Source organism: Streptomyces beihaiensis (assembly GCF_026274175.1).
Classification (GTDB): domain Bacteria; phylum Actinomycetota; class Actinomycetes; order Streptomycetales; family Streptomycetaceae; genus Streptomyces; species Streptomyces beihaiensis.
In genome coordinates, this window is sequence record NZ_JAPHNL010000268.1 from 1 (window position 1) to 13,551 (window position 13,551).

Annotated in this window: 8 protein-coding genes and 1 riboswitch; of the genes, 4 read left to right on the top strand and 4 right to left on the bottom strand. The window is 74.0% G+C overall.

Annotated features, from left to right (window positions below):
• The 3 genes from OFY01_RS21555 to cobN form a co-directional block, all read right to left on the bottom strand.
• On the bottom strand, positions 1-3,035 hold a 3,035-nt coding region (locus OFY01_RS21555; protein ID WP_266602418.1), incomplete at its 3' end, for a ricin-type beta-trefoil lectin domain protein.
• Between the two features lie 483 nt (positions 3,036-3,518).
• A complete protein-coding gene (locus tag OFY01_RS21560) occupies positions 3,519-4,034 on the bottom strand; it encodes a putative immunity protein (RefSeq protein ID WP_266602420.1) in 516 nt (171 codons plus the stop codon).
• Between the two features lie 89 nt (positions 4,035-4,123).
• Positions 4,124-7,747 carry a cobaltochelatase subunit CobN gene (cobN, locus tag OFY01_RS21565; RefSeq protein WP_266602422.1) on the bottom strand — a complete coding sequence of 1,208 codons (3,624 nt, stop codon included), beginning with the start codon at positions 7,745-7,747 and terminating at the stop codon, positions 4,124-4,126.
• Positions 7,748-7,802: 55 nt separating this feature from the next.
• Positions 7,803-7,908, bottom strand: a riboswitch (cobalamin riboswitch).
• Between the two features lie 82 nt (positions 7,909-7,990).
• On the opposite strand from cobN, the gene OFY01_RS21570 reads away from it, so the two are divergent.
• The 3 genes from OFY01_RS21570 (at position 7,991) to OFY01_RS21580 (ending at position 11,497) form a co-directional block, all read left to right on the top strand.
• The gene (locus tag OFY01_RS21570; RefSeq protein ID WP_266602423.1) at positions 7,991-9,208 is read left to right on the top strand and encodes a cobalamin biosynthesis protein CobG; all 1,218 of its coding nucleotides are present in this window, start codon (positions 7,991-7,993) and stop codon (positions 9,206-9,208) included.
• An 82-nt stretch (positions 9,209-9,290) separates the two neighbouring features.
• On the top strand, positions 9,291-9,959 hold the full coding sequence (locus OFY01_RS21575) for a precorrin-8X methylmutase (RefSeq protein ID WP_266602424.1): 669 nt from the start codon (positions 9,291-9,293) through the stop codon (positions 9,957-9,959).
• Complete coding sequence (locus OFY01_RS21580) at positions 9,956-11,497, top strand: precorrin-2 C(20)-methyltransferase (protein ID WP_266602426.1); 1,542 nt, start codon at positions 9,956-9,958, stop codon at positions 11,495-11,497. Before OFY01_RS21575 ends, OFY01_RS21580 begins: the two co-directional genes overlap by 4 nt.
• A 77-nt stretch (positions 11,498-11,574) precedes the next feature.
• Here OFY01_RS21580 and OFY01_RS21585 read toward each other — a convergent pair whose 3' ends face one another.
• Entirely contained in the window at positions 11,575-12,342 is a 768-nt protein-coding gene (locus OFY01_RS21585) for a cobalt-precorrin-6A reductase (protein ID WP_266602428.1), read from the bottom strand.
• 11 nt (positions 12,343-12,353) lie between these two features.
• On the opposite strand from OFY01_RS21585, the gene OFY01_RS21590 reads away from it, so the two are divergent.
• Positions 12,354-13,535: a cobalt-precorrin-5B (C(1))-methyltransferase gene (locus OFY01_RS21590; RefSeq protein ID WP_266602430.1), complete on the top strand. Its 1,182-nt coding sequence runs from the start codon at positions 12,354-12,356 to the stop codon at positions 13,533-13,535.
• Positions 13,536-13,551 lie beyond the last annotated feature (16 nt).

Here is a 13,551-nt window from a genome sequence, read left to right on the forward strand (position 1 = left end):
TTGAGGGTGTCCTCGTTCACGTCGGAGACGATCATGTGGAAGCCGTAGTCGACGGCGCACTTGCCGTCCGCCTTGGCCTGCTGGGCGGCGGTCTTCGCCGCTGCCGCCCGTGCGTCGGCCGCCGCGGCCTGCTGCGCCGCCACGGTCTTCGACGCCTGCGCGGACAGCACCGCGAATCCCGCGGCCGGGTCGGTGTCCTGGTAGGGGGCGCCGAGCTGGATCGCGTCGTTGGCGGGCTTGGCGACCTGGGTGGCGGCCGTCGAGGCGGCGTGCGCCGCCTGTGCCGTCTCCCAGGCGTGACCGGCCGCGGTGGCCGCGGCGGCCTTGGCCTTCGCCGCCTCGGACTTGGCCGCGGTGGCGTCCTTGTGCGCGGAGACGGCGTCGGAGTGCGCGTCGCCCGCGTCCTTGCGCGCGGCAGCGGCGGCGGTGGACGCGTCGCCCGCGTCCTGGATGGCCTTGGCGGCCGCCGCGTCGTCCTTGGCCACGGCCTGTTCGGCGACGGCGTGCTGGGCGGCGGCGTCCTTCGCCGCGGCGTCCGCCTGGTCGGCGGCGGCCTGGGCGCGGGTGGCCGCGGCGTCGGCGTCGGCGGCCTTGGCGGTCGCGTCGTCGGCCGCCGAGCGGGCGTCACCGGCAGCCGCCGTGGCCTGCTGCGCGTCGGCGTCGGCGGCCTTCGCGGCGGCCTGGGCGTCGGCCGCGGCGCTGCCGGAGGTGTGGGACGCGGCCCACGCGTCGGCGGCCTTGGCCTTGGCTCTGGCGACCTGGGCGTGCTGCTCAGCCGACCACGCCTGCTGCCGGTCGGTGGCGGCCGTGGCGTCGGCCTCCTGGGCGGCCGTCTTCTTCGAGGCGGCGAGGGCCTCCGCCTTCTTGGCCGCCTGCTCCTTGGCGGTGGCGGTGGTCGCGTCCGCCGCGGCGGTCTTGGCGTCGCGAGCGGCGGCGGCCTGGTCGGCGGTCGCCTCCTTGCGGTCGGCGGCGGCCTTGGACTGGTCGGCCTGCGCGGTCTTCAGGTCCGCGGCGGCCTTCGCTGCGGCCTTCTCGGCCGTCTTCTCACCGGCCTGGGCGATGCCGAGCTGCTTCTTGGCGTCGGCCTCCTTCGAGGCGGCGGTCTTCGCCTGAGCGGCGGCCCCGACGGCTGCGGCCTTGGCCTGGGCGTCGGCCTCCTTGGCGGCGGCGGCGCGGAACTCGGCCTTCGTCTGGTGGGCCTGGGCGACGGCCTCGTCCCGCAGGGTCTTGCCCTGGTCGGCGGCGGCGGTCACGGCGTGGTAGGCGGTGGTGCCCGCCTTGTCCACGGCCTGCACCGCGGCGGAGGTGGCCAACGCCACCTGCGCCGACTGCTGGGCAGCCAGCAGACCCCGGCCCCGGGGCGCGCCCTCGGCGTCGGCCGTCTTGTACGCGGCCTGTTCGGCGTCCTTGACCTTGGCGGCGTCGGCCTGGACGGCCGTGAGCTGCGTGGCGAGGTCGTCGAGGCGGCCCTTGGCGGCCTTGCGCACGGTGGTCAGGTGCGCGGCTGCGGCGTCCCTGGCCGTCTTGTTCGGGTACGACAGCGAGTCGGTGCCCGCCCCGGTGCTCGCGTTGTCCTCGGCGGCGTCCCAGCCCTGCGCCTTCGTGCCGTTGCAGTCCCACATCTGCGCGTACTGCCGCTTGTTCGCGGTGTGCATGTCCAGGCACAGGCCGGTGCCGACGTTGTGCAGCACGGTGCCGCCCTTGGCCAGGTACCAGCGCTGGTTGCCACTGCCGTTGCAGCTCCACAACTGCGCCCTGGTGCCCCGCTTGGGCGTGCCGCGGGTGCCGTCGACGTCCAGGCACAGCTTGCCCGCCTTGTTCTTCAGCGCGCCGGTGGCCTGGTTGTACGTCCACTGCTGGGCGGCGCCCTTGTTGCAGGTGTACAGCCAGGCGCGGGTGCCCCGCTTCGTGCTGCCGCCCGGGTCGTCCAGGCACATGCCGTGCGACTCGGAGAGGTGGAAGACGATGGGGGCGGTGCCGAGCATTCCCGGCCCCTGCCAGTAGTGCAGCCAGGACGTCAGACGCCCGGCCTGCCAGGAGCGGCCGAGGAGTTCACCGAGGTCGTCGGCGGCCTTGGCCAGCACCTGGGTGGCGTCGCGGTTGGCGGCAAGAATGGTGTCGCGCTGGGGCTGCTGCGAGGAGATCTCGTGCTGCCACTCGGCGGCCGCCGTGGACGTCTCCTGTCCCAGCACGCCGTCGGGGTCGAGCGGGTCGCGCCAGTCGCAGGAGGCGAACCGGGCCTTGAGCGCCTCCACGGCGAGCCGGAACTCCAGCGTGTCCGGCTTGGGCGCGGAGCGGGCGAAGCCGCCGTCCTGGAGGAAGAGGCGTACGTCGTCCGCGGCCAGCGGATAGTCCGTCGGCGCGAACGACCAGCTGCCCCAGGCGTTCTGCTCCGCCGTGTCACCGTGCCCGCCGGTGTAGAGCTTGGCGCCGAGCGCGAGTGCGGCGTCCTGGTCCTGCTTCGACGCCGGGCGGATCGTCGGCCCGTACAGGTCGGTGGCGTCCTGGGCATAGGAGTTGTACACCCAGTCGGCCAGGCCGACCGTCTGGAAGAAGTCCGGTGCCTCCTCCCACTTCGCGTCGGTGTAGCCGGGCGGCACGGTGGCGGACGGCACGTACTGCTGCCACACCTGCCTGCGGCCCGACAGCTTGTCCGACATCCCGGCGTTGAACCCGGCCTTGAAGTCGGCGTCCCACGCCTTGTCCAGCGGCGACGTGGCGTCGCTGCCGGAGCCGAGCTTGGCCACGGCACGCAGTTGAGCCGGAGTACCGTCCAGCGCCTGGGCGGCCACCCTCTTCTCCTCCGGGCCACCGATGCGCAGCGCGATTCCCATGCGGCACTGGTCCGCGCGGAGTTGCTCGGCCGCGGTCTTGGTGGAGGTCGCGCTGGAGGTGACGGGAAGGGAGTCGGCCGTCGCGGCGGAGGCCGGGACGAGCGAGAAGGTCAGGCCGGCGACGGCGGCCCATGAGGTCAGAGCGGCCAGACGCCGCCACCGCCGGGCAGCGGGCCCCTGGCGTCTTCGTCCCCTGGTCATCGATTTCGGTCTTGCGGAACGCACACCTGTGTCCCTTCACAAGGCGAGTGAAGGCGCGCCGGGAGAGAACAGACGATTCCCGGTCACGGAATTCTGTGTGCGTGGCGCTTCCCCCGGACACGCCAGTTGAACTGCGCCCGGTAGCGAACTGGTCAGGCCCGCTGGGCGCGGCGCTCACCATAGGCATGTGCTACGCACATGGGACAAGGAAAATCCTGGTAATCCCGATAAGGCGCTCAAGTCTCTCTCCGCCTTTGGCCCACGACCGGCTTTCACGGCCACGCCGAGTGTCCGCTTCGCCAACGAAACCACCACCACCCGCCCCGCGGACGTCGTCACCAACGGCCCCACCGGTCGCCACTGCGTCGCTCGACCCCGCCGGACCCTGGGACACCTGGGCGGCCAAAGCCCCCGCCTACCGGTTCACCCGCTCGACCCGTTCGCCCCGCCCGCTGACACCCCGCCCGCTGAGCGGTTCGGTTCTCAGTAGTCGAAGACCGACCAGCAGATGTCGTTGCGCAGCCGCTGGTCGTCGATCACGAGGTCACGGACGGCCGCCGGGAGCTGATCGCGCTGCCACTGGCACTCCAGCCTCCCCGCGGCCTCGCCCTCGCCCTCCGGCGCCGCCGCACGCACGGCCTTGATCGCGTAGGCGGCCGCGCCGAGTTCGTGTGCGGCGACGTGCGCGACGCACCCCGCCTGGCCCGCGGCGTACGCGGCGTGCCGCGCGGCCCCGCGCAGATCCCTGGCCGCGCCCATCGCGTGGCCACCCGCCGCGCGGGCCTCCATCATCCTGACCTCACCTCGTGTCCACGCCCGTGCGTGCTCGATCGCCTGGCGTGGTCGCGGGTCCTCGGGCCTGGCCGACTCGAAGAGGCCGAGGACGTGCTCCGCGCACGAGGCGGCCCAGAGCGCGAGCAGACGGTGGTGCTCGTCGGTGAGCGTTCCGCCCCGGCGGATCGTCACGAGACGCGGGTCCCGGACCTTCGGCAGAATCACGTATACGGCCCTTCCTCCGCGTGCCCCGATGTTGCGTCCAGCCACGCCACGGGCGACAGATCATGGGCGGAGTGCAGGACGCGCCTGTCCTACTCGTCCGCCTCCAGCTCCCCCTCCGTCTCCAGGTACACCTGGCGCAGAGCCTCAAGGACGGACGGGTCCGGCTTCTCCCACATGCCGCGGGACTCCGCCTCCAGCAGGCGCTCCGCGATGCCGTGCAGCGCCCACGGGTTGGCCTCGCTCAGGAACTGGCGGTTGGTCTCGTCCAGGACGTACGTCTCCGTCAGCTTGTCGTACATCCAGTCGGCGACCACGCCCGTCGTGGCGTCGTAGCCGAAGAGGTAGTCCACCGTCGCGGCCAGCTCGAACGCGCCCTTGTAGCCGTGGCGGCGCATCGCCTCGATCCACTTGGGGTTGACGACCCGGGCGCGGAAGACGCGGGACGTCTCCTCCACCAGGGTGCGGGTGCGGACGGTCTCCGGGCGGGTCGAGTCGCCGATGTACGCCTCGGGGGCCGTGCCGCGCAGGGCGCGCACCGTGGCGACCATGCCGCCGTGGTACTGGAAGTAGTCGTCCGAGTCGGCGATGTCGTGCTCGCGGGTGTCCGTGTTCTTCGCCGCCACCGCGATCCGCTTGTAGGCCGTCTCCATCTCCGTACGGGCCTGGCGGCCGTCGAGGCCGCGGCCGTACGCGTAGCCGCCCCAGACCGTGTAGACCTCGGCGAGGTCCGCGTCCGTGCGCCAGTCCTTGGAGTCGATCAGCTGGAGCAGACCGGCGCCGTACGTTCCCGGGCGCGAGCCGAAGATGCGGGTCGTGGCGCGGCGTTCGTCGCCGTGGGCCGCCAGGTCGGCCTGGACGTGGGCGCGTACGTGGTTTCGGTCAGAGGGCTCCTCCAGCGACGCGGCCAGCCTCACCGCGTCGTCCAGCAAGCCCACCACGTGCGGGAACGCGTCCCGGAAGAAGCCCGAGATGCGGAGCGTCACGTCGATGCGGGGGCGGTTCAGTTCCTCGTACGGGACCGGTTCCAGGCCCGTCACGCGGCGCGACGCCTCGTCCCAGACCGGGCGGATGCCCATCAGGGCCAACGCTTCCGCCACGTCGTCGCCCGCCGTGCGCATCGCGCTCGTGCCCCAGAGGGACAGGCCCACGGAGGTGGGGTAGGCGCCGTCGTTGTCCTGCTGGTAGCGGGTGAGCAGCGAGTCCGCCAGGGCCTGGCCCGTCTCCCACGCCAGGCGGGACGGGACCGCCTTCGGGTCGACCGAGTAGAAGTTGCGGCCCGTGGGGAGGACGTTGACCAGGCCGCGGAGCGGGGAGCCGCTGGGCCCTGCCGGGACGAAGCGGCCGTTCAGCGCCTTCACCGCGTTCGTCAGCTCGTCCGTGGTGGCGTCCAGGCGCGGCACGACCTCCGTCGCGGCGAAGCGGAGGATGTCCGCGACCGCCTCGGGCAGAGCGCCGTCCACGGCCGTCGGGTCCCAGTCCGCCGCCTCCATCGCCTCGACCAGCTCGCGCGCCGTCGCCTCCGCCTCGTCGGCCGACACCCGCGTCGCCGCCGACTCGTCCAGGCCCAGCGCCTCCCGCAGCCCCGGCAGGGCCTGCGTGCCGCCCCAGATCTGGCGGGCGCGGAGGATCGCCAGGACCAGGTTGACGCGGGCCGCGCCCCCCGGCGCCGTGCCGAGGACGTGGAGGCCGTCGCGGATCTGCGCGTCCTTCACCTCGCACAGCCAGCCGTCGACGTGGAGGAGGAAGTCGTCGAAGCCGTCGTCGTCCGGGCGGTCCTCCAGGCCGAGGTCGTGGTCGAGCTTCGCCGCCTGGATCAGCGTCCAGATCTGCGCGCGGATGGCGGGGAGTTTCGCCGGGTCCATCGACGCGATCTGGGCGTACTCGTCCAGGAGTTGTTCCAGGCGGGCGATGTCGCCGTACGAATCCGCGCGTGCCATCGGCGGGACCAGGTGGTCGACGAGCGTGGCGTGCACGCGGCGCTTGGCCTGTGTGCCCTCGCCCGGGTCGTTGACCAGGAAGGGGTAGATCAGGGGCAGGTCGCCGAGGGCCGCGTCGGGGGCGCACGCCGCCGACAGGCCCGCGTTCTTGCCGGGCAGCCACTCCAGGTTGCCGTGCTTGCCGAGGTGGATCATCGCGTCCGCGCCGAACCCGCCGTCGGACGCCGATGCCGCGATCCAGCGGTAGGCCGCCAAGTAGTGGTGGGACGGCGGCAGGTCCGGGTCGTGGTAGATCGCGATCGGGTTCTCGCCGAAGCCGCGCGGCGGCTGGATGAGGATGAGCAGGTTGCCGCGGCGCAGGGCCGCGAGCACGATGTCGCCCTCGGGGTTGCGGCTGCGGTCCACGAACATCTCGCCCGGCGGCGGGCCCCAGTGCCGCTCGACCGCGTCCCGCAGCTCGCGCGGCAGCGTCGCGTACCAGCGGCGGTAGTCGGCGGCCGGGATGCGCACCGGGTTCTTCGCCAGCTGCTCCTCGGTCAGCCACTCCTGGTCGTGGCCGCCCGCCTCGATGAGCGCGCGGATCAGCTCGTCGCCGTCGCCCGTCGTCAGGCCCGGGATGTCGGCCGGGTCGCCGAAGTCGTAGCCCTCGTCGAGCAGGCGGCGCAGCAGCGCCACCGCCGAGGCGGGCGTGTCCAGGCCCACCGCGTTGCCGATGCGGGAGTGCTTCGTCGGGTACGCGGACAGGACCAGCGCGAGCCGCTTCTCCGCCGCCGGGATGTGCCTCAGGCGCGCGTGCCGCACCGCGATCCCGGCCACCCGCGCGGCACGCTCGGTGTCGGGGACGTACGACGGAAGGCCGTCCTCGTCGATCTCCTTGAAGGAGAACGGGACGGTGATCAGGCGGCCGTCGAACTCCGGCACCGCGATCTGGCTCGCCGCGTCCAGGGGTGAGACCCCTTCGTCGTTCTGCTCCCAGTCCGCGCGCGACGACGTCAGGCACAGCGCCTGGAGGACAGGAACGTCGAGGCCGGTGAGCGCGCCCGCGTCCCACGCCTCGTCGTCCCCGCCGGCGCTCGCCTCGGCGGGCTTGGTGCCGCCGGCCGCCAGCACCGTCGTCACGATCGCGTCGGCTCCGCGCAGCGCCTCGATCAGCTCGGGCTCGGGGGCACGCAGGGAGGCGACGTACAGCGGCAGGCAGCGGGCTCCGGCGCGGTTGACCTCGTCGCACAGGGCCCGTACGAAGGCGGTGTTGCCGCTCATGTGGTGGGCGCGGTAGTAGAGCACCGCGACCAGCGGGGTGTCCGGCCGCGTGCCGGGCAGGGGCGGGTGCTCGAGGCGGCCCCACGTCGGCGCGGGAGCGGGCGGCTCGAAGCCGTGGCCCGTGAGCAGCACGGTGTCGGAGAGGAAACGGGCCAGCTGGTCCAGGTTGGCCGGGCCGCCGTGCGCCAGGTACTTGTGCGCCTCGGCCGCGATGCCGACCGGCACGGTGGAGGCCGCCATCAGCTGGGCGTCGGGGGCCTGCTCACCGGTCAGGACGACCAGCGGCACCCCGGCGGCGGTCAGCCGGTCGATGCCGTCCTGCCAGGCGCGTACGCCGCCGAGCAGCCGGACCACGACCAGGTCGACACCGTCGAGCAGGGCGGGCAGGTCGTGCTCGACGTCGATGCGGGACGGGTTGGCGAACCGGTACTCGACCGGCGCGCCACCGGCGTTCGCCGCCCGCGCGCTGAGCAGATCGGTGTCGGAGGTCGACAGGAGCAGGAACTGCTGAGGCATGCGTCGTCTGGCCTTCCTCGGGGTGTCCGCGCCCCGGGTGGTCGTTGGACGGCAGGAGTTCCTGGCTCACCCTCGGTACGGCTCGGTGCGAGACTCGGATGAGACTCGGTATGAGAGGGCTCACAGTGGCGGGACCGCGCCGGGCTCACACCGGCTTCCTCCCCTGGCGCCGTCGCTGGCGTCGTGTTCAGCAGCATCGTACGGGCCGGATGGCCCTCGTGGGCCGGTGGGTATGCTCCGGCCATGCCCGACGCCCCCATACCGTCCGCCCCTTCTGGCCCCGGTTCATCCGGTTCGTCCAGCGGTGACGCCTGTCCGGGCGCCCTGCGGCTGCACGCGGCGGACGACGGCGGGCTCGCGCGGATCCGGGTGCCGGGCGGGGTTCTGACGGTGCCGCAGGCACGGGCGTTGGGCGATGCCGCCGTGCGCCACGGCGACGGGGTGGTGCGCATCACCTCGCGCGGCAACGTGGAGGTGCGCGGGCTCGACCTCACCGGCGGCGCCGCGTTCGGGAACGCGCTCACGGCGGCCGGGCTGCTGCCGTCGCCGACCCACGAGCGGGTCCGCAACATCCTCGCGTCGCCGCTGGCCGGTCTCGACGGGGCCGGGTCGGCCGACGTACGGGAATGGCTGCGCGAGCTCGACCGGCTGCTCCTCGCCCATCCGGACGCCCCGGCCCTGAGCGCCAAGTACCTCTTCGGCCTCGACGACGGCCGTGGCGACATCGCCGCGCTCGGCCCCGACGTGCTCCTGCGGGCCCTCGGCCACGACCACGCGGTGCTGCGCCTCGGCGCGGAACCGTACGAGCTGCCCGTCGCGTACGGGGACGGGCCGCGGGCCGCCGTCGCCGCGACGGAGGAGTTCCTCGCGGCCGCCGACGCCGACCCGGGGAGGGCCTGGCGGGTCGGTGAACTCGATCTCGGCACGGGCGAGTTGACGAGGCGGGTCGCGTGCCGCCTCGGCGTCGAGCCGGTGCCCGCGAAGGATGCGGCCCCCTCGGCGACCGCGCCCCCGGAGCCTCCGCCCCCTGGCCCGGTCACCGACGCCACCGGTACCGTACGCGCCTGGTCGGTCCTGGCCCCCTTCGGCGCGGTGTCGGCCGACGCGTGGACCGCGCTCGTGGCGGCGGCCGATGGCGAGGTACGGCTCACCCCGTGGCGCGGCGTCGTCGTGCCCGGCGCGGACCGTGAACCGCTGGAACGCGCGGGCCTGGTCACCGACCCGGCCTCGCCGTGGGCCAAGGTGAGCGCCTGTGTCGGCCGGCCCGGCTGCGCCAAGTCCCTGGCCGACGTACGGGCCCACGCCACCGCGGCCGTACGCTCCGGCGAGGTGCCGCACGACGGCCCGCCGTGGCACTGGTCGGGGTGCGAGCGGCGGTGCGGCCGCCCCACGGGCCCGCACACGGACGTGGTGGCGCGCGCCGACGGCACGTACCACCTCACGGCACCGACCACCGCCTGAGCATCCCCGTTCCCGCCCCCGACGCTCCCCCAAGACCCCCGACGCCCCGACGCCCCGACGACCCGCCGAAAGAGCCGAACCAGTGCACAAGCATGCGTACGAGTACGAGAGGGACGGCGGGGCCATCTACCGCGAGTCCTTCGCCACGATCCGCGCCGAGGCCGCGGACGACCTCGCCGGCCTGCCCGCCGACGTCGCGCAGGTCGCGGTCCGCATGATCCACGCCTGCGGCCAGGTGGACCTCGTGCCGGACATCGGCTACTCGCCCCGGGTCGTGGCCGACGCCCGCGCCGCGCTGCGCGCGGGCGCGCCCATCCTCTGCGACGCGAAGATGGTGGCGAGCGGGGTCACGCGCAAGCGCCTGCCCGCCGACAACGACGTGCTCTGCATGCTCTCCGCCCCCGAAGTTCCCTTTCTGGCAGCCGAGTTGGGCACGACCCGTAGCGCCGCCGCGCTTGAGCTGTGGCGCGACCGGCTCGACGGCGCGGTCGTCGCCATCGGCAACGCCCCCACCGCCCTCTTCCACCTCCTGGAGATGATCCGCGAGGGCGCCCCGCGCCCCGCGGCGGTCCTCGGCATCCCCGTCGGGTTCGTGGGCGCGGCCGAGTCGAAGGACGCGCTCGCCGCGGACGCCGCCGAACTCGGCCTGGAGTACCTGGTCGTACGGGGGCGGCGCGGCGGCAGCGCCATCACGGCGGCCGCCCTGAACGCCATCGCGACGGAAGCAGAGATCATGGAGACCCGCGCATGAGCACCAACGGCACCAAGGACGCCAAGGGCACCAAGGGCACCAAGGGCAAGCTGTACGGGGTCGGGCTCGGCCCCGGCGACCCGAACCTGATGACCGTCGCCGCGGTGAAGGCCATCGCCGAGGCCGACGTGATCGCGTACCACTGCGCGCGCCACGGCCGTTCCATCGCACGCTCGATCGCGGCGGAGCACATCCGCGAGGACCACATCGAGGAGCGGCTGATGTACCCGCTCACGGTGGAGACCACGGACCACCCCGGCGGCTACCGGGGCGCGCTCGACGACTTCTACGCGCAGGCGGCCGAGCTGCTCGCCGCCCACCTGGACGCGGGCCGCACGGTCGCCGTTCTCGCGGAGGGCGACCCGCTCTTCTACGGCTCGTACCAGCACATGCACAAGCGTCTCGCCGACCGCTACGACGCGACGGTCATCCCCGGCGTCACGTCGATCAGCGCGGCGGCGGCGCGGCTCGGCGAGCCGCTGTGCGAGGACAAGGAGACGCTCACCGTCATCCCCGGCACGCTCGACGAGGACGAGCTGGCGGCGCGGATCGCGGCGGCGGACTCGGCGGTGGTGATGAAGCTGGGCCGTACGTTCACCAAGGTCCGTACGGCGCTGGAGAGTTCGGGTCGGCTCGACGACGCCCGTTACGTGGAGCGCGCCTTCATGGACGGTGAACGCACGGGCCGCGTCGCGGACATCGACCCGGAGTCGGTCCCGTACTTCTCGGTGGCGGTGCTGCCGTCGCGCGTGGACGCGGTCCCGGCCGCCGAGCCCGCCCACGGCGAGGTGGTCGTGGTCGGCACCGGCCCGGCGGGCGCCCCGTGGCTGACGCCGCAGTCGCGCGGCGCGCTGGCCTCGGCGGACGACCTGGTCGGCTACACGACGTACCTCGACCGGGTCCCCGTCCGCCCCTGGCAGCGCCGCCACGGCTCGGACAACAAGGTCGAGTCGGAGCGCGCCGAGTTCGCGCTCGACCTGGCGCGGCGCGGCCACCGGGTCGCGGTGGTCTCGGGCGGCGATCCCGGCGTCTTCGCGATGGCGACGGCGGTGTTGGAGGTGGCGTCGGAGGACCGTTACGCGGACATCCCCGTACGCGTCCTGCCGGGCGTGACGGCCGCGAACGCCGCGGCGGCGAAGGCGGGCGCCCCGCTGGGCCACGACTACGCGACGCTGTCGCTGTCGGACCGCCTCAAGCCGTGGGAGGTCATCGCGGAACGCCTGCGGGCCGCCGCCGCGGCGGACCTGGTCCTGGCCCTGTACAACCCCGGCTCGCGCAGCCGCACTTGGCAGGTGGGCAAGGCCCGCGAGCTGCTCCTCGAACTGCGGCTCCCCGACACCCCGGTCGTCCTCGCCCGCGACGTCGGCGGCCCGGAGGAGAGCATCCGCGTCGTCCGGCTCGCCGACCTGGACCCGGCGGTCGTCGACATGCGTACGCTGCTGATCGTCGGCTCGTCGCAGACGCAGGCGGTCACGCGGGGTGACGGTCGCACGGTGGCGTGGACGCCGCGTCGGTATCCGGATCGCGCGGACGGCTGAGGCCGGGGCGGCAACCGACGCAGACCACGGAACGCGTTCCCGAAATACCGCCGCCGGCCGCCCCTGCCTACGCCTGCCTACGCCTGCCCGGCCCCACGGCGCACCCACTCCACCGCCTCCTCCGGCGTGACCACGACGGGTACGCCCTGCGGGACGGGCGGGCGGCGGACGACCACCACGGGGATGCCCGCCTCGCGGGCGGCCGTCAGTTTCGGGGATGTGGCCGTGCCACCGCTGTCCTTCGTCACCAGGACGTCGATGCGGTGGCGGGACAGGAGCGCGCGCTCGCCGTCGAGGGTGAAGGGGCCCCGGTCCAGGAGGACCTCCATGCGGGGCGGGTACGGGGGCTCGGGCGGGTCGACCGAGCGGACCAGGAACCAGGGGGCCGCCCTGTCCGCGAAGACGTCCGCGAAAGCGGCGAGTCCCATCCGGCCGGTGGTCAGGAAGACCCGTTCCCACCGGCCCGGACCGCCGTCCCGCAGCAACCGCGCCGCCTGCTCGAGCGACGCCGCCTCCCGCCAGTCGTCGCCCGCTACGGGGACCCAGCCGGCACGGCGCAGCGCCAGCAGGGGAACATGGTCTGCGGCGGCCGCCCGCGCCGCGTTGAAACTGATCCGCTCGGCGAAGGGATGCGTGGCGTCGATGACCGTGTCCACGGCGTGCTCGCGCAGCCACGCCGCCATGCCCTCCGGGCCGCCGAAGCCGCCCACGCGGACCTCGCCCGCGGGCAGCCGGGGTGCCGCCACCCGCCCGGCGAGCGAGCTGGTCACCCGCACACCGCGCGCGTGCAGCAGTTCGGCCAGGCGGCGGCCCTCGGTGGTACCGCCGAGGATCAGCACGTGCATCGGGGAGCTCCATGAGTAGCGGCGCGAATGTCGACACGAACGGTGGCGCCGAGGGCGGGCGCGCGGCTCAACTCAAGCACACGGGGCTCCGGCCCGGCTGGACGACCGGGGCGTGCGCGACGGCCGCGACCACGGCCGCGTACACCGCGCTGCTGACCGGCGAGTTTCCCGACCCGGTCGCCATCACGCTGCCCAAGGGGCAGACGCCGTCCTTCGCGCTCGCCGCGGAGGAACTGCGTGCCGGGCGGGACGCCATGGCCGGCATCGTCAAGGACGCGGGCGACGACCCCGACGTCACGCACGGGGCTCTCGTACGGGCCACCGTGCGCGCCCTCCCGCCGGGCTCCGGCGTCGTGTTCCGCGCCGGGCCCGGCGTGGGCACGGTCACCCGTCCCGGCCTGCCGCTGGAGGTCGGGGAACCGGCGATCAACCCGGTGCCGCGGCAGCTGATGCGCGAGCACGTGGCGCGGGTGGCCGCGGCGCACGGCGGCACGGGCGACGTCGAGATCACGGTCTCCATCGACCACGGCGAGGAGATCGCCCGCTCGACGTGGAACCCGCGGCTCGGCATCCTCGGCGGCCTCTCCGTCCTCGGCACGACGGGCGTCGTCGTGCCCTACTCGTGCTCGGCGTGGATCGACTCCATCCGGCGGGGCGTGGACGTGGCGCGGGCGGCGGGGCGTACGCATGTCGCCGGGTGCACGGGGTCGACGTCGGAGAAGACGGTCGTGCGGGAGTACGGGCTTGCGGAGGACGCGCTGCTCGACATGGGCGACTTCGCGGGGGCCGTACTGAAGTACGTGCGCCGCCACCCGGTCGACCGGCTCACCGTCTGCGGCGGCTTCGCCAAGCTGTCCAAGCTAGCGGCGGGCCACCTCGATCTGCACTCCGCGCGCTCCCAGGTCGACAAGGGATTCCTGGCCGAGCTGGCACGGCGCGGCGGGGCCTCGGACGACCTGGCGGCCCGGGTGGCCGAAGCCAACACGGGCCTGGCCGCGCTTCAGCTGTGCGCGGCGGCGGGGGTTCCGCTGGGCGACCTGGTAGCGACGAAGGCCCGCGACCAGGCGCTCCACGTGTTGCGCGGGGCGCCGGTCACGGTCGACGTGATCTGCATCGACCGGTCGGGAAACGTAGTGGGCAGATCAGCCGAAGCAAGCCCCTCCGGCGCCGAACCAAGCCCCTCCGGCGCTTGAGGAGCGGGGTCCGGGG